Consider the following 26522-nt stretch of genomic DNA (forward strand, 5'->3'; position numbering starts at 1 on the left):
GTCATTTGAATATTAATAATTGTTTTTAACTAATCATAAATATTAGTTAATACTTGTATTATACACTAAATATAGAATTTGTAGACAATATATTAAGGTAATAATTTTTCTAAGTTTACAATACCACTACCTTGCATATATTTGGGTGAATTTATTAAGCTTGAAGATACCTTTAGTAGTGCTAATGTATCCTTGAAACATAAATTTTTATCGTTCTCATATAGGAGAGCACATATACCACTTATAAAAGCAGTTGAGCATGACGTTCCTGTGTAGGTAGTGTAAAGATTAGTTATGCAAGGAGGATAAAGCTTAACACCATTTTTTTGGGAAATGAATTGTGTATCTGAAATTAAAGAACAAATATCAACACAGGCAGCAATTAAATTTGGTTTATCAAGTTTTTGAAAAGGACCACAGGAAGAATATTCATAGATTACGGGGGATTCTATGCTATTGTAACCACCTACAGTTATACAATTTCTAAGAGTTGCAATGCCTCTTACAGAACTTTTAACGTTTTTATTGCTTCCACTAGGAACAATTATAACTAGTCCCTTTAATATTGCAATATCAAAAAGTTTTGAAAAGAGTTTAAGCACAAACTCATTAGTTTCTAAAGTTTCAAAAGGTAGACAAATAATTTTAATATTAAATTCATCACTTTCATTAATTATAGTTTCAAGTGAAAATAAAATATCAGATATGAAACCCTTACCTAATTTATTAAAGGCTTTGATCATATATATATGGCTATCTTTTGCCACCCCTTTGTACATACCTTTTGACCCATAACCACTTCCACAAATTAATCCACTCATGAAGGTGCCGTGACCATTATCATCATAAGGGTAGTTTAAATTGTTAATTAAATCAACAAATTTTTTAATCTTATTACTAGGATTTAATAAGTCGCAATGTGGATAAACACCACTATCAATTATTCCAATGCCTATGCCCTTTCCGGTAAGGCTATAATTACTCTGAAAGGATACATTATTAGATGCCAAGATACTATTACCACATAAATGTGCATATGAATCAAAAGTTATATATGATATTTGTGGATATTCCAGTAATCTATTAATAACACTTGTAGTTAGAATAGCACAAATACAATTTACAGAGGGTATGTGGCGTAGAATCTCACATTTTAAAGACTTTATTTTGTTAATAGTTTTAGTTTCAAGGGATTTTAAGTGGATTATTACTCTATAATTTTCATATAAGTTATTAAGCAAAGCGTGCCTTAATAATGGATCTAACTTATTTTTGAAGGAAAACATGTAAACCTCCTAATGTATTGTTACATTATTATAGTATATGCAAATTTTCAAAATTTGTTAACAAAAAGAGAGAATATTAACATTCCCATTTAAATATTATTATACCTACAATCATTACACCAAGACCTATAAACTTAGACAAGGCAAACTTAATCTGAGGGGAATCAAACATTCCAAAGCTATCAATTATTCCAGCAGCTAGTAGCTGAGCAACTAATATAATTGCAATTGAACATGTTGGTCCCATACTTGATATACCCATCATAACAGTAAATATAATAATAGCGCCTAATGCGCCTCCTAGTAAATATAATTTATTCACTTCTTTTATAGCTTTAAAATCACCATTACCAGCTATAAAAAGTATTATTAAGGTTACAATGAGTCCAGTGCCTTGAACAAATACGTTAGTCTCCCATAGTCCAATTTTTTCACTTGCCCTTGTATTAAAAACACCTTGCATACTCATACTTATACCTGCAATTATAGAAAATATTACTCCCAACACCATCACACTCCTTAAGGGTAGTTTACCCAGAATGCAACTTAATATCAAAAAATATAATTGATATCATTTAAAGAAGTTTTTGTAAGAGTTAGTATCCGTTATCCTGTCTTTCATGATTGATTTTATTTTTATAGAAGTAGGCATTTTCAATGTTTTCCTGGGAAAATCCTAAATTTTTACCTAAATTTAAAAAGTTGTGAAATATATTTAAATAATTATCAATAGAAGAGTTAGTAGCGAAATTTGCTATATTAATATATAAATTCAAGAACTGACTTGATAATTCGCAGGAAATATATTTAGGGTTTAAAGTAATATCCTGATATTCTTTTTCAAGGCCTAAGCTTAAAATAAAGTGAAGACAATCAACATACTCTTCAAGGATTACATCATTACTTGAAGGTTTTTTTATGCTCCAAAATTTAAAGCAACGTGTTTCGTTTGCTAGTTCACCGAGTTCCACTTGGAGAGATAATATTTTTTTTTCTAATAATGGAACGCCTTTAAGGTTGTGTTCTGATTGAATTCTATTGTCTAAAGTGTTTTGCATGTCAAATAACTTATGTAAATCCATATTTTTTAACCACCATTTCATTATTATTATTTATTGGTTTCCAAAGTTCTATAACATCAATAGTAATAGTTCTCGAAAACTTTTCATCTTTAGCTAAATTACAGGCTGTTACATATTCAGTAGTGGACCACTCTCTATCTGCGAAAGTAGTGCTAGCTAGAGAAATATGTAAATTCCAATTTTCAATATTATCTCTAACATTAAAACCTTGCGCACTTAAAATAGAATTTAGGCTTTTAGATAGTTCATAAATTGTACCTTGATTTTTAATGTTTAAATTTACAGATTTATAAGGAGGATCAAAACATACTACCCCATCTAATTTAACTTCAAATTTAGTATAATCTTTAAGAATGTTTTTTAAACAAATATCTAAATCTGGAATATTAGGATTAGTTATTACTTCTAAAGTTATATGAAGTTTAGGCAAATCTTTATCAGAACTAAATAGGTTATATTTTTTACATAGTGATTTTTGCAATGATTCTATATATCCATAAGATATTTTATCAAATAGACCAACTAAATAATAAATCATTTTAATCCTCCATCAAATCTGTATTTTTTAGTATTCTCTTAGTTCATAAGTTTTAACTAATATTTCTTTTTTATTACTAACTTGTTTCCAGAGTTCAAGTCTTGAAACCTTTGCAAATTTAAAAAAATCATCTTTATCTAAGGTATCATCAATAGAAATTGCACTTCCATTACACAATTTTTTAATTGTGTGATTAGAATTTGCAATTAGAATACGTAGGTCAATGTTATTATCATCATTTCTAACATTAAAACTATGTAAGTCTAAAGTGTCTGTAATGTTTTTTGCTAAACGGAAAATATATCCTTTATCATAAACATTAAGATTAACTTGACTGAAATTTCCACTTAAACCGATGCTATTATTTATTCCAATTTTAAATCTTTTATAAGGAGCTAAGATTTTAGAAACGACAGCATCTAATTTTTCTATGTCAGGATTTGTTATAACACTTATTGGTATATAAAGATTAGGGGAGCTCTTATATAGCTTATATTTTCTACAAACATCTTTTTGAATACTTTGAATTGTAGAATTAGATAGATCATCAAATAGCGCAACTAAAAAATATTTCATTTTCTTCCTCCAAGCGAAGTTAATAACCAAAATTAATTAACATTATTTTGATTGAATTACATCTGTTATTATAACATAATTTTTGAAATTTGTATTTTCTGTGTAAATTTATGTATTCAAGTTTATTGAAAAATAAATATAGTTAATTAAAATATTTTTATATTATTTGTATAAATGTTTTTAATTATGCTAATGATATTAATGTAAATGAAAGGGAGGTCTTTTTTATGAATCATAATGATAGTATAGGGTGCACTGTAACTGAATGTAAAAATCATTGTAAAGATGATAATTTTTGTACTTTAAACAAAATAGAAGTTATAAAACATGAAAGTGTTGCTAAAACACCAGAATGTACAGATTGTGCAAGTTTTAAAACAATATAAGAATATGATATAACTACAAAAATCACCCGTAGAAATATGGGTGATTTTTGTAGTTATATCAAACTTTTAATATATAATGTAATGAATTTTTTTAAAATAAAATAATATACTTTGAGAATTTTAAAAAAAATGTCAGAAAACTGCATAGGTATGGTATAATCTAATTGTATGTATAAAATTAAAAATACTTAATATATAATGTATAGTGAGGATGATACAGATATGGATAAATTAATAATTAACGGGGGCCGACGTATTAGTGGCCAAGTGGAAATAAGTGGTGCGAAAAATGCAGCAGTAGCAATTCTACCAATAGCTGTGATTGCAAGTAAGGGTAAATGTAACATTGAGAACATTCCTAATATAGAAGATGTAAATTGTATTGAAAGAATATTAGAGAATTTAGGCTGCACAATTAAAAGAGAAAAAAATTCAGTTTCTATAGATAGTACAGAGATAAATAGTATAGATGCAAACACAGAAGATGTAAGAAAAATGAGAGCATCTTATTATTTAATTGGAGCACTTTTAGCTAGGTTTAAAAAGGCTAGAGTGGCACTTCCAGGAGGATGTCCAATAGGAGCTAGACCAATTGACCAACATATAAAAGGGTTCGAGGCACTTGGGGCAACAGTGACTATCGAGAATGGATCAGTAAATGTTCAGGCTGATAGGCTAATTGGTACTAGTATTTATTTTGATGTTGTTAGTGTAGGAGCAACTATAAATGTAATGACTGCGGCTACCCTAGCCGAAGGCACAACTATCTTAGAAAATTCTGCAAAAGAGCCGCATGTTGTTGATGTGGCTAACTTCTTAAATTCCATGGGAGCTAATGTTAAAGGTGCAGGTACAGATGTTATAAGAATTATAGGTGTAAAAGAATTAACAGGATGTACCTATAGTGTAATTCCTGATCAAATTGAGGCGGGTACATTTATGATAGCGGCCGCTGCTTGTGGTGGAGAAATAACTATAAATAATGTTATTCCAAAACATCTTGAATCAATTTCTGCAAAACTTATGGAAATGGGAGCAGAGGTTATCGAAGGTGGAGACAGTATTACTGTTAGATCAGAAGGAAGACTAAAGGCTGTAAACATTAAGACTTTGCCTTATCCAGGATTTCCAACGGATGTTCAACAACCAATGAATACATTGTTATCTGTGTCAGAGGGTAGGAGCATAATTAATGAAAGTATTTGGGAATCAAGATTTAAACATGTTGATGAACTAATAAAAATGGGTGCGAGCATCAAGGTAGAAGGAAGTATTGCTACAGTTGATGGTGTGCACAACCTTACAGGAAAAGTAGTTGTGGCATCAGATCTTAGGGCAGGTGCGGCTTTAGTTATAGCAGGCCTTATAGCAGAAGGTACTACGGAAATTTTAGGAATAGAACATATTGATAGAGGATATCCAAACATTGAAGAAAAATTTAGAAGCATTGGTGCAGACATAAGAAGAGCGAAAGTATAAGAATTTAAAATTAAAGGAGACAATTATGATTTTTTGTCCATTATATAGTGGAAGTAGTGGGAATAGCATATTTGTAGCGTCGCAAAACACAAAAATTTTGGTGGATGTGGGTATGACAGGTAAAAGTATTGAGAGTGCCCTTAAACATATAAATCAAGATCCTAATGATATTGATGGTATATTCATTACTCATGAACATTCTGACCATATTAAGGGTGCAGGAATCATTTCTAGAAGGTATGATATACCAATTTACGCAAATGAAAATACTTGGGATGCTATGAAGACTAAGCTAGGGAATATAAAAGAAAACAATATAAAAATTATTAGTAATAGTTATGTAGATATAATGGACATGCATATAATGAATTACAATATATCACATGATGCAGCAGCGCCTATAGGATATTCAATTTATAGTGGAAACAAGAAAGCATGTATAGCTACGGATTTGGGTTATTTTTCAACTGAAGTGAAAAATATCATAAAAGATGCGGATGTAATTTTACTTGAGAGCAATCATGATGTAGAAATGGTAAAGTTCGGACCTTATCCTTATCCTTTAAAAAGAAGAATTCTAAGTGATGTTGGACATTTGTCTAATGAGGCATGTGGGCAAGCTATTGTAGAAATAATGAATGATAAACAAAAACAGATCATTTTAGGACATTTGAGTAAAACTAATAATTATCCGGATTTAGCATATCAAACTGTGTTTAATATACTTAAGGAGAATCATATTGAAATAGGAAAGGATATTTCTTTAAAATTAGCTAAAAGAGATATGCCGAGTGAGGTAGTTAATTTTTAAGAATGTTTCACAATGGAGTCCTTCTGAAGTCGTTATTAAGCTACTTTAGTAGATTAAGCTACTTTAGTGGCTACTTAAAGGAGAGGTCAAATATGAAAAAAGCAATCAAAATATTATTATGCTCATTGCTAGTTGTTTCAACAGTGGCTTTCTCTGGGTGTGAGAAAAAGGATACGAAAAGCGTTACAAATAAGGAAAAGCTTGAGAATCTAAAACTTCCCTTAGAAAAAAATGATATTATACAATTGAATATTTATTTTGATGCGACTAAAGATGATGACTCTGCAGTGGAAGTGGTTAAAGATGAAAGAATTATTAATAAAGAAGAGCTTATTGGGGAAACTATTATGCAAGAACTTATAAAGGGACCTACTGTAAAAAGTGAACTAAAACCAATACTCCCTAAAGAAACTAGGTTACTTAGTTTTTCTATTAAAGACAAGATTGCTTATGTTAATTTAAGTGTTGAAGCTAAAATAAAAATGTCAAAGAAAAAAGAGGAAGCTTCCCTTGAATGTATAGTGGCATCACTAACTCAATTACCATCAGTAGAAAAAGTGAAAATCACAATTGGGAATAAAAGCATTGAGACTTTGGGTGGAAACGTTAATATATCAAAACCATTTAGTAAGGGTGAACTAATTCCAATGGAAAAATAGAATCAATTATAAGAGTACTAAAAATGAATCTTGATTAAGAATATTAAGCGTAAATGTTGAAAATTAGAGAAATATTTATTATAATAATCAAATAAAACAAAATATTAACATATAAAGGAGAATAGATATGAGTTTATATAAAGAATGGACAGATATGGTGGTTGATTATGTTAAACGTAGAGGAGAAGAAGCGTTTTGGCAAGATTATGGTGAAGTTGAAAAACGTATTTATACTAAGTTATTGTCAAACCATAAAGATGAAGTTAAAGGAAGCATAGATACGCTTGCAAAACACTTTGATGTATCCAACATATATTTCATGGGATTTGCTGATGGAATAAATGATAGTCTTGTAGAAACGTTGCAATTAGAAGAAACTGAAAGCGACACTCAAGTAGAGTTAAAAATAGACTTTGAAAAACTTTATTTCAATATGTTAGATGCAAAAGCGGATTATTTATATGAACTTCCACAATGGGAAGGGATTTTCTCGAAAGAAAAAAGAAAAGAAATTCAAAGAGCTTATAAAGATTCCAAAACAGTAGTTAATAATGATAAGGTTGGAAGAAATGATGAATGTCCTTGTGGAAGTGGGAAAAAATATAAGAAGTGTTGTGGAAAATTAGCTTAGAATAATCATGTAAAAAAATAAGTAAACGAATAAATTATAGTAATAAACTTTGCTTTTAGAGTGAGGTTTATTTCTTTTTGTTTTTTTGTTAAAGATTTAAGAGGTGATAACAAAAACATTATATACGAATCGGGTAAGTTTAATAAAAATTTGGCATTCTCTTAAATATATATATAATATATTGACCGATATGGCTAATGGTTATAATATATTATTAATAGATATTATAACCAGGGGGTTTTAAGAATGAATGTTATTGAAATTAAAAATTTGACTAAAAGTTATGGCAAAGCAAGAGGGATTACAGATGTGAGTTTTAACGTAGAAGAGGGAGAAATCTTTGGGTTTATTGGACCTAATGGTGCAGGAAAATCAACAACGATAAGAACATTGTTATCCCTTATTTATCCGACGTCTGGTAGTGCTAAAATTTTCGGAAAGGACTGCATAGAATTTGGTCCTGAGATAAGGAGGGAAATAGGATATCTACCATCAGAAATTTTTTATTATGATAATATGAAGGTTATCGATTTACTAAAGTATTCGGCCAGTTTTTACAAAAAAGATTGCAGCGCGCGGATTATAGAACTAGCAGAGGTAATGGATCTTGATCTTAATAAGAAAATTGATGACTTGTCTTTTGGTAACAAAAAGAAAGTAGGCATTGTTCAAGGACTTTTGCATTCACCTAAACTTATTATACTTGATGAACCTACAAGTGGACTTGATCCACTTATGCAACAAAAGTTCTTTGAACTCCTTGAGGAGGAGAACAAAAATGGTGCTACGATTTTACTATCTTCTCATATTTTATCAGAGGTTCAAAGGCTATGTAGTCGCGTTGCAATTATTAAAGAGGGCAAAATCATAAAGCTTGATAAAATTAGTACATTACAAGAAAGTAATCATAAAAAATTAAAAGTCGAAATAAAATCAAAAATAGATAATAATTACTTTAAGATAAGTGGGGTAAGCAACTTAGAAATAAAAGGTGAAATAATAAGCTTTTTATTCAGTGGTAACATTAATTTTATTATGAAAAAGATTTCGGAAATAGAGATAGATAATCTTTGGATTGAAGAGCCAGATCTTGAAGAAATATTTATGCATTATTACGAAAAGGAGGACTAAAAGCTATGAATATGTTTATTCATGAACTTAAGGCTTATAGAAAATCTACAATTATATGGAATTGTTCTTTAATAGCACTTGTTGCTCTTTTCTTGTCACTGTATCCCACTTTTTCAAAGGAAGCTGAGGCGTTTAAAGAAATAATGAAAGGATTTCCGGAGCCAGTAAGAAAAGCAATGGGACTTTCTGTAGAGAGTATGTCTTCTATTTTAGGGTTTTACTCTTATATGTTTTTATATACAACACTTTGCGGTGCTATTCAAGCTATGAATTTAGGAACTTCTATTGTGTCAAAGGAAGTTCGTGGTAAAACAGCAGATTTCCTTTTAACAAGGCCTGTTACTAGGAGTAAAGTTATTACATCAAAGCTTTTAGCAGCGTTAACCTGCCTTATTATTACTAATGTAATCTACTTAGCGGTTTCTAGCATTATGGTATCATCTGTAGCGACAGAAAGTTATAGTTATAAAATACTTTTTATGATTTCTATTACACTGTTTTTTGTGCAGCTCATGTTTCTTGCTTTAGGAATTTTAGTTTCTATTTTAATTCCTAAAATTAAATCGGTGCTACCTATTTCTCTTGGAACCGTATTTTCATTTTTTATTATAGGTATGTTTGTAGCTACGTCAGAAGATGATGCAGCGCGGTATATTACTCCTTTTAAATATTTTGATACAACTTATATCCAAAGTAATTCTAGTTATGAAGGTTCATTTGTTATAGTAGCTCTAGGATTTATTGCTTTCGCAATTCTTGCCAGTTACTATTTGTACTCTAAAAAAGATGTTCATGCTGCTTAACACTTTTGAATGTTGAACTATTAAGCAAGTTATAACTATTAATGAATGATAACGAATATTAAGGGAGGTTAGTATATGAATATATTTATTGTAGAGATGAAGGCTCACAGAAAAGGGCTTATTATATGGGTACTGGGTATAATATTTATGGTTGTGGCAGGTATGGCAAAGTATGTTGTATTAGCATCATCAGGTCAGTCTATGAATGAATTATTATCACAAATGCCAAAATCTATGAAAACAATTTTTGGTGTAGCTGGCTTCGACGTTTCAAAGGCAAGTGGTTATTATGGAATGTTCTTTTTATATTTAGTCATTATGGCAACTATTCATGCTGTTATGCTTGGAGCTGGTATAATTTCAAAGGAAGAACAGGATAAAACAGCAGAGTTTCTATTTTCAAAGCCAATATCAAGAAATAAAATTGTAACATCAAAACTATTTGCGGCTCTTGTTAATATTATAATATTTAACATTACAACTTTGGTTTCTTCAATAGTTGTAGTGGCGAAATATAGTAAAGGGGAATCAGTAACTGGCGACATAATAATCTTAATGGGTGGAATGTTTGTTTTGCAGCTTATATTTATGTTTATTGGAACAGCAATAGCTGCAGTAAGCAAAAATCCCAAAACAGCAACATCAGTGTCTACAGCAGTTCTTTTAATTACGTATATATTATCAATGGCTATAGATTTAAATGGCAAGATTGATAATCTTAAATACTTTACACCATTTAAATATTTTGACGCTAAAAACTTGATGTATGGTGGTGGATTTCAAAGGAGTTTTGTAATACTATCAATTATAATTATTTCTGCATTGGTGTGGATAACTTATACTTTTTATGAAAAAAGAGATATGAATATATAGTAATAATATAAAAATTTTAGTTATAACAGGGGGCATTGCTCCATGTTATTTATTTTTATGTACATAAATTTGAAATGTGGGATTCAATAGTATAAAATATTTATGACAACATTAATATTACAGTAGCACAGATGGTGTATATATATGATGAAGGAGATTTAAAATGAATATAACTATAATTTGTGTAGGGAAAATAAAAGAAAAATATTTAAAAAGTGCAATTGAAGAATATACGAAACGCTTATCTAGGTACTGTAAGCTGAGCATTGTTGAACTTCCGGATGAAAAAACTCCAGATAATGCATCTGAAAAAGACGAGATCTTAATAAAAAATAAAGAAGGGGAGTCAATACTTAAAAGTATAAAGGATAATATGTTTGTAATTGCGTTAGAACTTAGGGGAGAGATGATATCTTCAATTGAACTTTCAAATTACATAAGGAATTTAGGGATAAAAGGTGATAGCAACATAGCTTTTGTTATAGGCGGATCACTGGGATTATCTAAGGATGTTTTAAAAAGGGCTAATTACGAATTATGTTTTTCAAAAATGACATTTCCACATCAGTTATTTAGAGTGATGCTTCTGGAGCAGGTTTATAGGGGATTTAGAATTATAAGTGGGGAACCGTACCATAAGTGATGGGAAATATAATTGTGGTAGATTTAATTTTAGCAAATACTAAGTTGCATTACAAAAACGTAAATATTTTATAAAATTCATTGACAATTTTCAAAATTTAACATAGAATAATATAAATTAGATAAATCGATGAGTAAGAAGAGTAAATATGTTTGATAATAACAGCGAGTTAGGAATAGTGTGAGCCTGATATTTTAGAACATTTTGAATGGACTTACGAGAGGGAACCGAAATAATAGTAGGGGACACGGCTTCCACCGTTATATGGATATGATATAGGAGTTGTTTCTGTATCGGAAAGATGCTTTTGTTTTTTTGTAAAAGTAATTTGAGGTGGTACCGCGAAAATATTTGCCCTCTATGTGTTTATAGCACGTAGAGGGCTTTTTTGATTTAACGACATTTCAGCTCCGCAGGAGATGATTTAATTATGAGTGAAAATAAAAGGAGGAGTTATCATGGAGAATAATAAGGGATATTTCGGGCAATTTGGAGGAGCATTTGTTCCAGAACAATTGCAAAAGGTTTTAAATGCTGTTGAAGAAGAATTTTATAACTGTATAGTGGATGAGGAATTTTTGAAGGAACTCGCCTATTATCAAAAGCAATATATAGGAAGAGAAAACCCACTTTATTATGCCGAAAGGTTAAGTGAGAAAAGTGGTGGAGCAAAAATATATCTTAAAAGAGAAGATCTAAATCATACTGGTGCTCATAAAATAAATAATGCTATAGGTCAAGCATTACTCGCAAAGAAAATGGGTAAAAAGAGAATAATAGCAGAGACAGGAGCTGGCCAGCATGGGGTTGCAACAGCCACAGTATGTGCGTTGTTTGGAATGGATTGTACCATATATATGGGAGAAGTTGATACCAAAAGACAAGCTCTGAATGTTTTTAGAATGGAGCTTTTAGGAGCAAAGGTTGTAACAGTAACAACAGGAACTGCAACCTTAAAAGATGCTGTTGATGAAGCCTTAAATGACTTTGTGAAAAATGCAAATGACACTTACTACCTTTTAGGTTCAGCGGTAGGTCCTCATCCATATCCGGTTATGGTTAGAGAGTTTCAAAGTATCATAGGAATTGAAGCAAGAAGACAGATATTAGAAGCTGAAGGTAGACTTCCAGACTATTTAGTTGCATGCGTAGGTGGTGGAAGCAATGCCATTGGATTATTCCATCCATTCTTTAACGATAAAGATGTAAAAATGGTTGGCGTTGAACCAGCAGGTAAGGGTCTTGATACTTTGGAACATGCGGCTTCACTTACAAAAGGTACAGTAGGAATTATTCATGGATTTAAATGTTATAACATTCAAGATGAAAAGGGAGAGGCACTTCCAGTTTATTCAGTAGCAGCAGGTCTTGACTATCCTGGTGTAGGGCCTGAGCACTGTCAGTACAAAGATACAGGGCGAGCTGAATATGTATCTGTAACAGATAAGGAGGCAATTGCAGCATTATTAGAGCTTTCAAGAGTTGAAGGAATCATTCCTGCCATTGAAAGTGCACATGCAATTGCATATGGTATAAAGCTAGCAGCATTACTTCCCAAAGATAAAATTATAATAATAAATTTATCAGGAAGAGGAGACAAGGATGTTGAGCAGGTAAAAGAAATGCTTGAGTAAAGTAAATAACTTATTGAAAAAAATAGAATACTTAAGAAGCTCTTGGATATTACGCTCAGAGCTTCTTAAGTATTCGCAATAATTATGAGTTATAAAAAGTACTACTTAATAGGTATATATATGTCAAAGTCTCCGTTGTTTCCATGCCTTCTGGTATATCTAAAAAGTTAAATTTACGATTAACAGATACCTAATCTTATAGTTATGCCTATTGAAATTTACACATTCTTGCAGTATACTAAGTATGAAAGCGGTAACATATATTCAAAAACCAAGGGTACATGATATTTATCAGGAGGGCTACAATGAGCGTGACAATAAATGATATTGCTAAAGCTGCCAAAGTATCTCATGCTACTATATCAAGAGTTTTAAATAATTCGGGGTATGTAAAAGATGAAACAAGAAAAAGAGTTCAAAAGATAATAAAAGATTTAAATTATACACCTAGTGCTATAGCTAGAAGCCTATCTAGAAGTAAAACAAATACTATTGGAGTTATAATACCTGATATAAACAATCCGTTTTTTGGAGAGATTATTAAAGGAATTACGCAAATTGCAGATAAGCATAACTTAAATATAATTCTTTGCGATACTGATGATGATAAAGATAAAGAGTTAAGAGCTATTAATGTTCTAAAGCAGCAAAGGATTCAAGGACTTCTTATAACTACGACTATTTATAAGGAACCCGGTAATAAAGAAAACTTAAATGCCCTTAAAAACTTAGGAATTCCAATAATTTTAATTGATGGTCATGTTGAATATCTCGATTTTAGTGGAGTTTTTATAGATCATAAAAGGGGTGCCTATGATGCAACAACTACGTTAATAAAAGCTGGACACACAAAAATTGCTATAATTACAGGGGATATGAATTCTAGACCTGCAAAAGAGCGATTAATTGGATATGAGAAGGCATTAATCACAAGTAATATTCCGGTGTTAAATGAGTATATATTTTATGGCAATTACAAATATGAAAAAGCTTATGAAATTACAAAACAAATATTAAAAATGGATAATAGACCTACCGCTATTTTTGTAACTAGCAATACCATGATTTTAGGATGTATAAAAGCTTTCTATGAAAAAAAGTTAAATGTACCGCGGGATATGGCCATAATTGGCTTTGATAAGATTGATATGTTAAACATAATAGGGATGAATATTAGTTTTATTAATGGACCATCTATGGAACTAGGCAGAATTGGCATGAAGATGTTACTTGAGGATTTAAATAAGGAGTTAGATCATCAAGTTAAAAGAATAACCATCTTGCCTGAAATTATGTTGAAAGGATCAGAAAAATATATGGAAAATAAATTATAAAACATAAAGGAGAAGATTAATATGAAACTAGAGCAATACATAGACCATACACTATTAAAGCAACAAGCAACAGAGGAAGACATTATAAAAGTTTGCACAGAGGCTAAAGAGTACGGATTTGCTAGCGTTTGCGCTAATGCATATTTCGCATCACTTGTAAGCAAACAGTTAAAAGGAACTAACGTAAAAACTTGCATAGTTGTTGGATTTCCACTTGGAGCAACTACTAAAGAAGTAAAAGCATTTGAAGCAAAACAAGCTATCGAAAATGGTGCACAGGAAATAGATATGGTAATTAATGTTGGCGCTGTAAAATCAAATAGATATGATGTAGTAAAAGATGAAATAAAAGAAGTAGTAAGCACTTGTGCCGGGCACGCATTAGTAAAAGTAATAATTGAAACATGTCTTTTAACTGATGAGGAAAAAATACAAGTATGCCAAATTGCTAAAGAAGCTGGAGCAAACTTTGTAAAAACTTCAACAGGGTTTTCAACAGGTGGAGCAACGGTTCATGATGTTAAACTAATGCGCGAAACCGTAGGAACTGAAATGGGAGTTAAGGCATCGGGCGCAGTAAGAACCACACAGGATGCAAAAGCAGTTATTGAAGCGGGCGCTACTAGAATAGGTGCAAGTAGCTCAATTGTAATTGTTAAGGGGACTAAGGTATAAATTATAAACATTGGGGGCGCTATGCATGAGAATGTATGATTTAATAATGAAAAAAAGAGATGCTGGTGAACTTACTACAGAAGAGATTAATTTCTTTGTACATGGATATACAATGGGAACTATCCCAGATTATCAGGTTTCAGCATTGCTTATGGCTATATATTTTCAAAAGATGAATGAGCGGGAAACAACAAATTTAACAATGGCAATGGTTAATAGTGGAGAAACTATTAATTTGTCTAAAATTAAAGGTATAAAGGTTGACAAGCATAGTACTGGTGGAGTTGGTGACACAACAACTTTAATACTTGGACCTATTGTTGCCGCTGCAGGAGTTCCAGTTGCTAAAATGTCAGGAAGAGGCCTTGGTCATACTGGAGGAACCATAGATAAACTAGAGTCTTTTGAAGGTTTTTCAACTTCCATGTCAATTGAAAAATTTATGAAAAATGTTAACGAAGTTAAGATTGCAATAGGTGGTCAAACTACTGATTTAGCGCCAGCAGATAAAATGTTATATTCACTTCGTGATGTTACTGCAACTGTTGATAATATATCGCTAATAGCATCAAGTATAATGAGTAAAAAAATAGCCTCTGGTGCAGATGCTATAGTTCTCGACATAAAAACAGGTAGTGGAGCATTTATGAAAAATGAGGATGATGCATTTGAACTGGCAAGAGAAATGGTTGAGATAGGAACTAATGTAGGGAGAAATACTATTGGTGTAATAACTGATATGGACCAACCATTAGGTTATGCAGTTGGGAACTCCTTAGAAGTTAAAGAAGCTATAAGTACATTAAAAGGGGAAGGGCCCGAGGATCTCACAGAACTTTGCCTAACTCTTGGCTCACATATGCTTGTTCTTGGAGAAAAAGCAAAAAATGTAGAAGAGGCAAGGGAAATACTTAAGGATATTATAAAATCAGGTAAGGGTATCCAAAAGCTAAAAGACCTAGTAATAGCGCAAGGTGGAGATCCAGCATATGTAGATGACCAATCTATGTTCCCAGTGCCAGCTATGGTAGAGCCAGTTATATCAATGTGCACTGGTTATGTAAAGGCAATAAAAGCTGATGATATAGGGATGGCAGCTTTAAATTTAGGAGCTGGGCGTGAAACTAAAGAAAGTATAATAGATCTATCTGTAGGTATTGTTCTTCACAAGAAAATTGGAGATTTTGTAAAGATGGGAGAGGCTATTGCAACTATTTATGCAAGTGATGTCTCTAAACAAAAATCATCAGAAAAAATGGTATTAGAAGCATACGAAATAGTAGAAGAAAAAACTGTAGCTAATCCATTAATTAAAGGAATTGTTACGAGGCGAGGCATTACTAAATTTTAAAAAATTTAAATATTTTTATTAGCAAAAAAAAAGTATATATTACGTATAATGCATTGAAGTGGCTGCATTAATAGTAATATATACTTTTTTTTATTTTTATGCTGATATATGTACGTTTCATGCATTTAATATTGTTTTAATTTGAAAAACAATATAATATAAGTTAGAGTACATTTAATATTTGTTTATTTATTTTAAAATCTATAAAAGAAATATATTTTTATAATGTAAAATTTTAAGGGAGGTTTTTAGTAATGATAGGTATTTTAGAGTATGAAATTAAAACGAGTTATGCTAGAAATATTGGAGCATATTTGATTTATACGTTTATTGCTTGTATTTTAATGGTATTTTTTAGTGATTACGAAATTATCAATAAGTCTGCATTTATTTTTGGGATTCTAGCTGTAAGTATAATAACATTTTTGCGTATATTTAAGCAGTTTAACAAAAACATTTATGGTAGTCGTGGATATCTTATTTTTACACCTAATAATGAAGGCTCCATTAAGAGTGGAGGTTCCACTAATAGTGGAGGGGGAAAAAGTCTTTTGCTTTCAAAACTTATTCCTGATCTTATATGGATGTTCACATTGGCATTAATTATGGCTTCGATAGTTATAGTACTTATTTTTAGTTACAGTGATGTAAGTTATATGGAAGATGTCAGAAATTTTTATAGAACAAATAAGGTATATACAATAATGTATCTTATGGAGTATTTATTAAATATGTTTCGCTCTGTGTTTGTAATGTATTTTTCAATTTGCATCTCAAAATTGCCTATTTGGGGAAAAAATGGCGTGATTGAGGGGTTTGGAACATATATTATTATAGAGATTTTTAACTTAATACCTTTGTTATTCTTAAAAGACGTAGCTGAATATGTTAAGACTACAGGAGGGTTTTATGTGTTAGTAAGGGAGTATTCGATAAATAATTTACTTATTTGGTATGTTATGGATTTAATTGTATTTGGGTTAGTGCTCTACATAACATCACGATTGCTCTATAATAAGAAGACTTTAAAAAATGTCATTAATTAATTAGTAATATAATTGTCTTATTAATTTGAGATAAAGTGTAATTATAGGTTACAATTAATAAAGATGGGAGGCATGCTTTATGAATATTCTAATTGTAGAGGATGAACAGGATATAAGAGAACTTTTAGAAATCCATTTATCAAAGGAAGGATATACGATTTTCACGGCAGAGGATGGCCTTCAGGCTCTTAATATATTTGAAAATAAAGATATAGACATTGCTTTGCTTGATGTTATGATTCCTAAAATTGATGGATTTAAGGTACTTAAAAAGATTAGAGAAACTAGTGAAATACCTGTAATTTTTATAACTGCCAGGGCGGAGGAGTCAGATAAAATTCTGGGGCTTGGACTTGGTGCAGATGATTATGTAATAAAACCGTTTAGTCCCATTGAAATTATTGCACGAGTTAAAGCGCAGTTAAGACGGTATTATAAATACTCTAATAAAACTCATAAAACTGCAATAACGGTTGGGGAGTTAATGCTTGATAAGGAAAGCTGCTGTGTTTATAAAAACAACGTTGAGATTGCTTTAAACCCAAAGGAATATAGACTACTTGAGTTTATTTTAGAGAATCCGGGGAAGGTGTACACTAAAAAGCAACTATACGAAATAGTTTGGCAGAATCCTTATTACGGAGATTCTAATACTATTATGGTACATATAAGTCATATTAGAGAAAAAATTGAAATCGATCCTAAAAATCCTGAGTATTTGAAGACAATAAGAGGGATAGGATACAAAATGGAGAGAAATCATGATTAGCAGAATTAAATTAAAGCGAATTGGATCTTACTTTAAAAGTAAAAAAATGGCAACTCAATTATTTAAAAATTATATTTTGTTTTTAATTATTTTAGTTGGAATATTTTTACTAGCAATGGTTGCACTCGTAACGTATTCATCTATTAATTATCTAGATTCATCAACGCAAAATGCAACAGCACAGTATATTATTAAACAAAGTTATAAAGATATTGATGCAACAAATTTTATAAAACATAAAGGATATGTGGAAGTGCTTGATAAAGATCTGGTTATTGTTATGCAAAATGGGAGTAAACATGAAGTGGGTTTTAAATATACGCAAAAATATTATAAGGATATGATTACTAATAATTTAAATGATGGTTATTTTTATTCTAGTAAAGATGAGGATGAAAGAGATTTTATTTTGATTACGGCGATGCCTAATAGCATTTTTGATGCCTACACGTGGGGTATTGAACATAAGGAGCAATTAGAAGGAACGGATAATCCTGAAAAGACAAGATTAACTTTTTTAAAAATATTTCCATTTATAATATTAATATTTTTGATTTCTACAATGGTGCTTTATTCTAAACTTACATCTATGATGTTTGTTAATCCATTAAAGAAACTTTTAAAAGGTGTTAATACTATAAAAAATGGTGAATATTCAGCGCGCGTTGAAATTAACTCTTTAAATGAAATAGGGCAATTAAAGGATGCTTTTAATTTAATGGCAGAAAAAATACAGCAGGAAAAATTGTTGAAAGAAAAAGCTGAAAATAATAGAAAAAGAATGATTCTTGATATTTCTCATGATTTAAAAAACCCATTAACAAGTATACTTGGTTATTCAGAATTCCTATTAGAAAATGAAGAGATTACAATAGGAGAAAAAAACAAGTTATTAAAAGTTATTAATAATAACAGTAGGAGAGCAAATGATTTAATTCAAGATCTTTTTGAATTCTCCCGTGTTGAAAGCACGGAATATAAATTAGATATATGTAACAACGATATAGGTGAGTTTTTAAGAGAACTTATCGCAGGTTATGTTCCCATTATGGAGCAAAAAGGCGATCAATATGAATTTGATGTTACAGAAGATGAAGTGGAGATTTTATTTGATAGAAAAAATTTGGATAGAGCAATAAGTAACATTATATTAAATAGTATTAAGTATAATAGTCCCGGTATTACTATTAGTATTAAGCTTTTAGTGGAGAATAATGAAGTTGTAATTATTATTGAAGACAATGGAGTAGGAATACCTAAGGAATTTGAGGGGAATATTTTTGAACCTTTTGTACGCGTAGACACTACAAGAAACTCAAAGAATGGTGGTACAGGGCTTGGGCTTGCAATATCAAAGTCAATAATTGAAAAACATGGCGGGAATATTACTCTAGTGCAGGATATAAATAGAGGATGCAAATTTATAATAAAATTAAAAAAATAGCAAATAGTACATAAAGGTAATATAATAATAGATATGTATAATAAAACTCTGTATTTTTGTAAGGTTTTTTAGGTTTATATGTAGAAATTTTATATAGAAAGAGGGAGAGAGTATTTGGACAGTTCAAAACAATTAGGGGAAGAAAACATAGGTAAGCTACTTATAAAGTTCTCTGTTCCAGCGATTATAGGAATGCTTGTTAACGGGCTATATAATGTTGTTGATAGAGTATTTTTAGGACATATAGAAGGTGTAGGGAACCTTGCATTAGCGGGGGTTACAGTTACATTCCCTATTGCGATTATGATTATGGCTTTTGCAATGCTTGTGGGAATTGGAAGCGCAGCACTTATATCTATAAGACTTGGGCAACAAAAAAAGGCAGAGGCAGAACACATCTTAGCGAATGCATTTACGCTACTTATTGTAATTTCAATTTTAGTAACTATTTTAGGACTTATATTTTTAGAACCTATTTTATTAAAAATTGGAGCCAGTAAAGATATTATGCCATTTGCTAAAGAGTACATAACAATAATACTTTTAGGCGCTATATTCCAAAGTGTGGGATTTGGTCTCAATAACTCAATACGATCTGAGGGTAACCCCAAGGCAGCTATGTTCACAATGTTAATAGGCGGAATTTTAAATACAATTTTAGATCCGATTTTTATTTTTGTTTTTGATATGGGAACTAGAGGGGCTGCTACTGCAACTATTCTTTCTCAGGCTATAAGTATGACATGGGTATTATATTATTTTTTTGGTGGTAAAAGTTTACTAAAAATACGCTATAAAAATCTAAAGTTAGATGCTAAAGTTATGAAAGGCATTTTTGCTATAGGCATGTCACCATTTTCAATGCAACTTGCGGCGAGCATAGTGTCTATTATTTCTAATAGAAGTTTAGTTAAGTATGGTGGTGATATAGCCCTTGGGGCCATGGGAGTTATTATGAGCGTGGTAATGATGGTATTAATGCCAACATTTGGAATTAACCAAGGTTGCCAACCAATCATCGGATATAATTATGGAGCGAAAAATTATCACCGCGTAAAACATGCATTATTTATAGCAATAATAGCAGCTACATGTATTACTGTAACTGGATTTATAATTATAGAGTTATTTCCTAGGCAAATTATTGGTTTGTTTAATAAGGATCCACAGTTACTAGCGGTAGGTAGTCACGGAATTAGAATATATCTTATGATGCTCCCTATAATAGGTTTCCAAATAGTTAGTTCTAACTATTTTCAAGCTATAGGTAAAGCTGGCATATCTATATTTTTAGGATTAAGCAGACAGGTAATACTTCTTATACCATTACTATTTATTTTGCCAAGGTTCTTTGGATTAACTGGAGTGTGGATGTCAGGTCCTAGCTCAGATGCAATAGCTTCAATAATAACTGCGGTGTTTATATTTATAGAAATAAAACATCTAAATAAATTACAAAGTGAAACCGAATCTATAACGGTAGAATAGCATAAACCGCAAAAAAGTATATATTACGTATAATGCATAAAAGCATTAGCAGTAATATATACTTTTTTATTATTTATTATTAATTTTATCAAGTTCTTTTACAAGATCTTTCATGCGTTTTTCTATTTTGGTTAGAGCGTTACAATAGTCTAATAGAGACTTATCGACTTGATTATTACCTTTATAAATTGTGTATAATTCCTTACCTATATCTTTGTAGAGATCTTCCATACTACTTTCTTCAAAATGAATTTTATATTTAAGTTTAGATATTTCAATAAAAGTCTCAGACTTGTTTGAGAGAGTTTCTAAACCATTACTTATTGAATCCTTAATTTTATTAAAATTAGGTGCTGCTTGCATAACAATCCCTCCTTTTATGTTATAATTTAAATTAAACGGATAGACTTATTAATATATTATTTAATATGATGTATATATGTGACTGCAAAATTTGGCTAACCAATATATAATTTTCTGTTTTTATAAAAATTGAGTGGAGTGTTAATTTTAATATGGTGGTGATTATATGAATAACAAAGAAAAATCAATAGGATTTTTTGACTCAGGAGTGGGTGGAATAAGTGTATTAAAGGAATCCCTAAGTAGGTTACCTAATGAAGATTTTGTATATTTTGGTGATTCAATAAATGCACCCTATGGAACTAAAAATATAAATGAAGTTAAAAAACTAACTTTTAATGCAGTGGACTTTCTTTTGGATAAGGGCGTAAAAGTTATAGTAATTGCTTGTAATACCGCAACTAGCGCAGCTATAGATGATCTTAGGCGTGAATACGAAGATATACCTATAATAGGAATAGAGCCAGCACTAAAGCCGGCTGTAAAAATTAGTAGAGGTAGAAGTGTAATTATTATGGCTACCCCTATGACTTTAGCTGAAAATAAGTTTAATGATTTAATGAATCTTTTTAGTAAAGAGGTTAATATAATACCTCTTCCATGTGCGGGACTGGTTGAGCTTATAGAAAATGGGATCATAGAGGGCGATCAAGTTGAAAAATATCTAAAGGCAAAACTTGCAAAGTTTAAGCAAATAGACGTAGCATCTATAGTCCTTGGATGTACACATTATCCATTTATAAAAAATGAATTAGCTAAGATAGTTGGAGAAAAAACTATTATAATTGATGGAAGTATAGGGACAGTAAATCAATTAAAAAGACAGCTAATTCATACTAATCTTTTAAATGATAAAAAAACAAAGGGTATTGTGACTATATATAATTCTTCTAAAAGTGATAGCATAATAGATTTAAGTTATAAATTATTAAAACTATAGTTGTATAAATAATAATTAGCAGCCTAAAAATAATTTTGGACTGTTTTTTTGTTGCGTAGAAGTTATAATGAATTATGTGAAAAAGAAAAACTAATCTAGCTTAATCTAAAGTATTTAGAGCAATAACATCACCAGGAGAATATAATATATTGTACAAAAAACAACAGAAATAAGGTGATGAAATGAAGGTATTTCAATTTAAAAAAGATAATGAAAACCATGTAGAAAGTGATATATTTAAGCTAAAAATTGAGGGAACAAAAAAGATTAATTCTATAGTTGTAAGCAATCCATTGCAAAGTAATTGTTTGTGTGTTATAAATCATCTAGTTTGTACTGGAATAGAAAATAAAAATATAGCACATTTAATTATTGTAAATGATGAGAAACACTTAAAAGATATAACTACATTTGGTGGCTTAAACATTGGCTATGAATACGGCACGTTAGACACAAATGATAACTTAGAAATAGATATAGTGAATATAGACAAAAATAAAGAGGTAGATATGCTAGGTGAACATTTTTTAATAATACTACCTGGAGGAAATATCCATATAGAACTTGAGAAACCTGAGGAAGAAATTAGTTTGCAAATAAGCGTAGATCAGCAAATTATGTAACATTTTATTATCTTAAGCACCTAAAAAGACAACTAGAATGTAAGGACGGATATGTTTTAGTTGCCTTTTTAGATTATTAAATATATGGTTTATATTTAATAAATGGTAAATGACATTATGTGTGATATAATTTATAGTAAATACATAACAAAAGGAGAGATAAATATATGAATCCAATAGTAACAATTAATATGATGGACGGTAAAGTAATAAAGGCAGAATTATACCCAGAGGTTGCACCTAATACGGTAAATAATTTTATTAGCCTTATAAATAAAGGGTTTTATAATGGAATTACTTTTCATAGAGTAATTCCAGGTTTTATGATTCAAGGTGGCTGCCCAGAAGGAACAGGAGTTGGTGGACCAGGATATTCAATAAAAGGAGAGTTTACTTCTAATAAGTTTAAAAATGACTTAAAGCATTCAGCAGGTGTTTTATCAATGGCTAGATCTAATGATTCAGATTCAGCAGGAAGCCAATTTTTTATTATGGTAGCTAATTCTCCTCATTTAGATTCAAGTTATGCTGGTTTTGGTAAAGTTATAGAGGGAATGGAATATGCTCTAGAAATAGTAAAAGTGGAAAGAGATTTCAGGGATAAGCCAACTAAAGAGCAAAAAATTAAAAGTATGACAGTGGATACTTTAGGAATTGAGTATAATCAACCAGAAAAAATGTAAAATTAAATAATTATCTAGTTTAAAGAAATAAAATTATAAATTTGGAGGAATATGGTGTGAAGGTTATTAATGAAAAGATTATACTTGCATATGGACTAACAAGAGTAGAACAAGATAAACTTAATAGTTTATTATCGACTCAAAATATATTACCTTGCAAAGTAATTGAGAAAGATATGGGTAACTTTACAATTAAAGAAATGCTACAAAACATAGAAAGTAGTAAAGACAAAATTGAATTACCAGATGAGAAATTACTCTTATTTAGTAGTTACGAAGATAAAGAGCTCTATGCTTTAATTGATAGTATAAGGTCAATTAAAAGCAGCGAGACAATCCTTGCAGCAGTAACACCAACATCTGTAAATTGGACGGTTAGTTATCTTTTTGAGCATTTAATTGAAGAAAGAGAAGCTTATAGAAAGAAATAATATTTATTAAAATAATAGTTGTTTCTAGAGCAGATTATAAAATATAAATCTTCTGCAGGTGGCTCAGGAGATTTATATTTATCTTAAAGATATTATGAAAACTAAACCTGAAAGGCGGAGAGCTATGAGTAGAGTAGGAGATAGGATTAAGCTAGTACGAGAGGCAAAAGCTATAAGTCAGAAACAATTAGGTAAAAAAATAGGAGTTTCTGAGGGGTTTATTAATGAAGTTGAACTAGGAAGAAAAGTTATAAATGAGAAATTCTTAGAAAAATTATCTAAAACATTAGGCGAAGAAATTGAAGATACTTCTGTATCATTTCAAGCTGAGGAACGCGAGGAAAGAAAGCCAAAACTTGAAAGACCGATTACTGGTAAAGTAAATGAGGTTTGGAATGATGCGTTTAGCTCAGTTCTAAAAGATGTTACTATTTATAAATACGATTTACTTAAATCTATAGGTACAAGGCAAATGCCTATAATATCAAACAAAGTAGAGGGGTATGCTCAAGACAAAGTATTATTCTTAGAAATAGAGAATGATGATATGCAAGGATTTAGAATATGTAGTGGAGATATTGCTTTTGCTCATTTGACACATGAAATAGAGAATAACGCTATAACACTTGTGGATTATAATGGTGAAAGGGTTTTAAGACAAATAAAAAAATTAGATAGTAACAAAGTACTGTTAATAAGCAATAGAATTTCATTAAGAACTGATACAGTTAAGCATACTGACATTAAAGTAATTGCAAAACTCGATAGAGTAGAGTTTAAGTTATAATAATGCAGAAATTCAATATGGAAAGCAAAGGAAAGTCCATCACTGCCTTGGCAAAAGATGTGCTTTCCTTTGTTTATATCTAAATTATTTTTTAATAATAATATTATTAACAAAATGTAATTCATAGTTTATAATTTATAATATACATTAAAAGAGAAACTCTATTAGGTCAGTAATGATAAGATTTATTTGGCTATTTAGATAATCAAAATGAATAACAGATAAAAGGGGAGGGGACTAACATTATGAAAGGAACAGTAGTAGCTACTTGGATGAAAACGTGTAGAAAGCTTTATAGCGATGATGTAGTTAATAAAGCAATGGAATTTGGGGGATGGAATTCTGGTAAAATATTTTCGCCTGTTGAAAATGTAAATGATGAACAAGTTAAGAAAGTGATTGGAAATATATCGAAAAACCAAAATATATCTATTAATAAATTATGGAGAATTATTGGAAAGGACAATTTAACGTCTTTTCATAGAGATTTCCCAGCATTTTTTCACACTGAAAATGTTTATACATTTTTAAAATCTCTATTTGATATACATGTAGTAATGACAAAAAAATTTACTGGAGCTAAACCACCACTGGTTGGAATAACGCCTATTTCTAGCCGCGAGGCCATTTTCACATATAATTCTAAGCGGGCGATGTTTGATTATTTTCTAGGGCTTCTAGATGGAACTTGTGAATATTTTAATGAGAAAATTGAAATAGAAGAATTAGAGAAAACAGCAGATAGCCTAAGTTTAAAATTAACATTTGAAAAAGATATTTATTATAAAAAAACATATAAAATAAATAAAATCCTATCTTTAGGGTTTATTAAGAGTATACATGGGAAAGTGGGGCTATTTACATTTATAGTAGCTTTATTAGGCTCTGCGGCAGTAGTGGGAGTGGATAACGCCAATAATATTGTAAAAGCAGTGGGACTTGCGCTTATTTCAGGAGCCTCATCAATACTAGCATCTTTTATAATGGGAAGGCCTACAAAAATGATTTCAGACACTATAGATCAAATTAATAGTAATAATTATGTGGAAGATGGGGATATAGTAACTGGAGACAAATATGAAGATTTATACAAAAAAATCAAGCAATATAAAAAAGGATTTAGATCAGATTTTGTTCAGTTTAAAGGTGTAACTGATGAAATGGATACTTTTGCTGAAAATATAAATAAGATTTCTCATACTATGAACAATACATCTGAGGATATATCAGGGGTAGTTGAGCAAATGGCTGGCTGCTCAGTAAGTCAAGCAGAAGATACTGAAAACGCTGTTCTGATTCTAAATGATAATATTAGATCACTTAAGGGTATTGTTAAAAATGAGAATGACAACAAGGACGAACTTGAAAAAGCTATTGAGAAGATTAACAATAGTTATGAAAGTGTTGACAATACAAGTAAAAACATACTTGGCACTCTAGAAAAGTTCCAAGAGGTTAAGGACAATGGTATAAGCCTTGAAACAAAAGCACGCGATATAACTAGTATAGTATCAATAGTTTCGCAAATTTCAGAGCAAACGAATTTACTTGCCCTAAATGCATCTATTGAGGCCGCAAGGGCGGGCGAACAAGGTAGGGGGTTTGCTGTAGTCGCAGATGAAGTTAGAAAGCTAGCAGAGCAGTCTAAGAGTGCTGTAGAAGAGATTAATAGCAATTTAATTGAATTTGTTAAAGATATAAATTCACTTGTTAATAAAATCGGTGATCAATATGATATTTTGCAAAATGAGACTAAGGGCTTAGAAGATGTACGAGATATAAGTTACGAGGCTACAATGTCTGTTAGAACGGTTTCAACAGCAATGATAAATACTATAAATGATTTAGATAGGGAAGCAAAATCAATTTCGAATATATATGAAACAATAGAATCTTTAGCCGCAATTGCCGAGGAAAATTCTGCATCTTCAGAAGAGGTAAGTGCAAGTGTTGGAAGTTATACAAATGAAATAAAGAAGCTAATAGACAGTATATTTGAATTTAAAAAAATAACAAGCTCATTTAAAGATGATTTGAAAAAATATAAGATATAGTT

Annotated in this window: 29 protein-coding genes and 1 other annotated feature; of the genes, 23 read left to right on the forward strand and 6 right to left on the reverse strand. The window is 30.5% G+C overall.

Going from position 1 to position 26522, the window contains the following annotated elements:
• Window positions 1-92: 92 nt before the first annotated feature.
• The 5 genes from ACREVX_RS10570 to ACREVX_RS10590 form a co-directional block, all read right to left on the reverse strand.
• Window positions 93-1286, reverse strand: a complete 1194-nt coding sequence (locus tag ACREVX_RS10570; RefSeq protein ID WP_431544142.1) for a S8 family serine peptidase — start codon at window positions 1284-1286, stop codon at window positions 93-95.
• A gap of 76 nt (window positions 1287-1362) precedes the next feature.
• Window positions 1363-1794, reverse strand: a complete 432-nt coding sequence (locus tag ACREVX_RS10575; RefSeq protein WP_431544143.1) for a DMT family transporter — start codon at window positions 1792-1794, stop codon at window positions 1363-1365.
• Between the two features lie 88 nt (window positions 1795-1882).
• Window positions 1883-2368 carry a dUTP diphosphatase gene (locus ACREVX_RS10580; RefSeq protein WP_431544144.1) on the reverse strand — a complete coding sequence of 162 codons (486 nt, stop codon included), beginning with the start codon at window positions 2366-2368 and terminating at the stop codon, window positions 1883-1885.
• The gene (locus ACREVX_RS10585; protein WP_431544145.1) at window positions 2355-2906 is read right to left on the reverse strand and encodes a 2'-5' RNA ligase family protein; all 552 of its coding nucleotides are present in this window, start codon (window positions 2904-2906) and stop codon (window positions 2355-2357) included. Before ACREVX_RS10585 ends, ACREVX_RS10580 begins: the two co-directional genes overlap by 14 nt.
• Before the next feature lie 27 nt (window positions 2907-2933).
• On the reverse strand, window positions 2934-3482 hold the full coding sequence (locus tag ACREVX_RS10590) for a hypothetical protein (protein ID WP_431544146.1): 549 nt from the start codon (window positions 3480-3482) through the stop codon (window positions 2934-2936).
• Window positions 3483-3709: 227 nt separating this feature from the next.
• On the opposite strand from ACREVX_RS10590, the gene ACREVX_RS10595 reads away from it, so the two are divergent.
• The 17 genes from ACREVX_RS10595 to ACREVX_RS10675 all read left to right on the forward strand — a co-directional run bounded on the left by ACREVX_RS10595 (window position 3710) and on the right by ACREVX_RS10675 (window position 20639).
• A complete protein-coding gene (locus tag ACREVX_RS10595) occupies window positions 3710-3868 on the forward strand; it encodes a DUF1540 domain-containing protein (protein ID WP_431544147.1) in 159 nt (52 codons plus the stop codon).
• 222 nt (window positions 3869-4090) lie between these two features.
• Complete coding sequence (murA, locus tag ACREVX_RS10600) at window positions 4091-5347, forward strand: UDP-N-acetylglucosamine 1-carboxyvinyltransferase (RefSeq protein ID WP_431544148.1); 1257 nt, start codon at window positions 4091-4093, stop codon at window positions 5345-5347.
• A 25-nt stretch (window positions 5348-5372) separates the two neighbouring features.
• Window positions 5373-6158, forward strand: coding sequence for an MBL fold metallo-hydrolase (locus ACREVX_RS10605; RefSeq protein ID WP_431544149.1), 786 nt, complete (start codon window positions 5373-5375; stop codon window positions 6156-6158).
• Between the two features lie 92 nt (window positions 6159-6250).
• Complete coding sequence (locus tag ACREVX_RS10610) at window positions 6251-6817, forward strand: GerMN domain-containing protein (RefSeq protein ID WP_431544150.1); 567 nt, start codon at window positions 6251-6253, stop codon at window positions 6815-6817.
• A gap of 127 nt (window positions 6818-6944) precedes the next feature.
• Window positions 6945-7448, forward strand: coding sequence for an SEC-C metal-binding domain-containing protein (locus ACREVX_RS10615; RefSeq protein WP_431544151.1), 504 nt, complete (start codon window positions 6945-6947; stop codon window positions 7446-7448).
• A 246-nt stretch (window positions 7449-7694) separates the two neighbouring features.
• Window positions 7695-8579 carry an ABC transporter ATP-binding protein gene (locus ACREVX_RS10620; RefSeq protein WP_431544152.1) on the forward strand — a complete coding sequence of 295 codons (885 nt, stop codon included), beginning with the start codon at window positions 7695-7697 and terminating at the stop codon, window positions 8577-8579.
• Between the two features lie 5 nt (window positions 8580-8584).
• Window positions 8585-9382 carry a DUF2705 family protein gene (locus ACREVX_RS10625; protein ID WP_431544153.1) on the forward strand — a complete coding sequence of 266 codons (798 nt, stop codon included), beginning with the start codon at window positions 8585-8587 and terminating at the stop codon, window positions 9380-9382.
• 75 nt (window positions 9383-9457) lie between these two features.
• Window positions 9458-10255 carry an ABC transporter permease subunit gene (locus ACREVX_RS10630; RefSeq protein WP_431544154.1) on the forward strand — a complete coding sequence of 266 codons (798 nt, stop codon included), beginning with the start codon at window positions 9458-9460 and terminating at the stop codon, window positions 10253-10255.
• Between the two features lie 163 nt (window positions 10256-10418).
• Window positions 10419-10898, forward strand: a complete 480-nt coding sequence (gene rlmH / locus ACREVX_RS10635) for a 23S rRNA (pseudouridine(1915)-N(3))-methyltransferase RlmH (RefSeq protein WP_431544155.1) — start codon at window positions 10419-10421, stop codon at window positions 10896-10898.
• A gap of 120 nt (window positions 10899-11018) precedes the next feature.
• Window positions 11019-11260: a binding site (T-box leader), on the forward strand.
• A 96-nt stretch (window positions 11261-11356) separates the two neighbouring features.
• Window positions 11357-12532 (forward strand): tryptophan synthase subunit beta, encoded by a 1176-nt coding sequence (gene trpB / locus ACREVX_RS10640; protein WP_431544156.1) that lies wholly within the window; start codon window positions 11357-11359, stop codon window positions 12530-12532.
• Between the two features lie 305 nt (window positions 12533-12837).
• Window positions 12838-13866, forward strand: a complete 1029-nt coding sequence (locus ACREVX_RS10645; protein ID WP_431544157.1) for a LacI family DNA-binding transcriptional regulator — start codon at window positions 12838-12840, stop codon at window positions 13864-13866.
• 21 nt (window positions 13867-13887) lie between these two features.
• On the forward strand, window positions 13888-14541 hold the full coding sequence (gene deoC, locus ACREVX_RS10650; protein ID WP_431544158.1) for a deoxyribose-phosphate aldolase: 654 nt from the start codon (window positions 13888-13890) through the stop codon (window positions 14539-14541).
• A 25-nt stretch (window positions 14542-14566) separates the two neighbouring features.
• Entirely contained in the window at window positions 14567-15892 is a 1326-nt protein-coding gene (locus ACREVX_RS10655; RefSeq protein WP_431544159.1) for a pyrimidine-nucleoside phosphorylase, read from the forward strand.
• A gap of 254 nt (window positions 15893-16146) precedes the next feature.
• A complete protein-coding gene (locus tag ACREVX_RS10660) occupies window positions 16147-16938 on the forward strand; it encodes a hypothetical protein (protein ID WP_431544160.1) in 792 nt (263 codons plus the stop codon).
• Between the two features lie 79 nt (window positions 16939-17017).
• Window positions 17018-17707 carry a response regulator transcription factor gene (locus tag ACREVX_RS10665; protein ID WP_431544161.1) on the forward strand — a complete coding sequence of 230 codons (690 nt, stop codon included), beginning with the start codon at window positions 17018-17020 and terminating at the stop codon, window positions 17705-17707.
• Window positions 17700-19151, forward strand: a complete 1452-nt coding sequence (locus ACREVX_RS10670) for a sensor histidine kinase (RefSeq protein ID WP_431544162.1) — start codon at window positions 17700-17702, stop codon at window positions 19149-19151. The genes ACREVX_RS10665 and ACREVX_RS10670 overlap by 8 nt, the downstream gene beginning before the upstream one ends.
• Before the next feature lie 114 nt (window positions 19152-19265).
• On the forward strand, window positions 19266-20639 hold the full coding sequence (locus tag ACREVX_RS10675) for an MATE family efflux transporter (protein ID WP_431544163.1): 1374 nt from the start codon (window positions 19266-19268) through the stop codon (window positions 20637-20639).
• 69 nt (window positions 20640-20708) lie between these two features.
• On the opposite strand, the gene ACREVX_RS10680 is transcribed toward ACREVX_RS10675, so the two are convergent.
• On the reverse strand, window positions 20709-21002 hold the full coding sequence (locus ACREVX_RS10680) for a zinc ribbon domain-containing protein (RefSeq protein WP_431544164.1): 294 nt from the start codon (window positions 21000-21002) through the stop codon (window positions 20709-20711).
• A gap of 166 nt (window positions 21003-21168) precedes the next feature.
• On the opposite strand from ACREVX_RS10680, the gene murI reads away from it, so the two are divergent.
• From murI to ACREVX_RS10710, 6 genes are all read left to right on the forward strand, one after another.
• Window positions 21169-21942 carry a glutamate racemase gene (gene murI / locus ACREVX_RS10685; RefSeq protein WP_431544165.1) on the forward strand — a complete coding sequence of 258 codons (774 nt, stop codon included), beginning with the start codon at window positions 21169-21171 and terminating at the stop codon, window positions 21940-21942.
• Between the two features lie 182 nt (window positions 21943-22124).
• Complete coding sequence (locus ACREVX_RS10690) at window positions 22125-22565, forward strand: hypothetical protein (RefSeq protein WP_431544166.1); 441 nt, start codon at window positions 22125-22127, stop codon at window positions 22563-22565.
• A gap of 167 nt (window positions 22566-22732) precedes the next feature.
• A complete protein-coding gene (locus ACREVX_RS10695) occupies window positions 22733-23248 on the forward strand; it encodes a peptidylprolyl isomerase (RefSeq protein WP_431544167.1) in 516 nt (171 codons plus the stop codon).
• Between the two features lie 56 nt (window positions 23249-23304).
• The gene (locus tag ACREVX_RS10700; RefSeq protein ID WP_431544168.1) at window positions 23305-23679 is read left to right on the forward strand and encodes a DUF3783 domain-containing protein; all 375 of its coding nucleotides are present in this window, start codon (window positions 23305-23307) and stop codon (window positions 23677-23679) included.
• 124 nt (window positions 23680-23803) lie between these two features.
• The gene (locus tag ACREVX_RS10705; RefSeq protein WP_431544192.1) at window positions 23804-24466 is read left to right on the forward strand and encodes a S24 family peptidase; all 663 of its coding nucleotides are present in this window, start codon (window positions 23804-23806) and stop codon (window positions 24464-24466) included.
• Between the two features lie 245 nt (window positions 24467-24711).
• Complete coding sequence (locus ACREVX_RS10710) at window positions 24712-26520, forward strand: heme NO-binding domain-containing protein (RefSeq protein WP_431544169.1); 1809 nt, start codon at window positions 24712-24714, stop codon at window positions 26518-26520.
• Window positions 26521-26522 lie beyond the last annotated feature (2 nt).

Origin of the sequence: Clostridium sp. (assembly GCF_050717545.1) — a bacterium.
GTDB lineage: Bacteria > Bacillota > Clostridia > Clostridiales > Clostridiaceae > Clostridium_AD.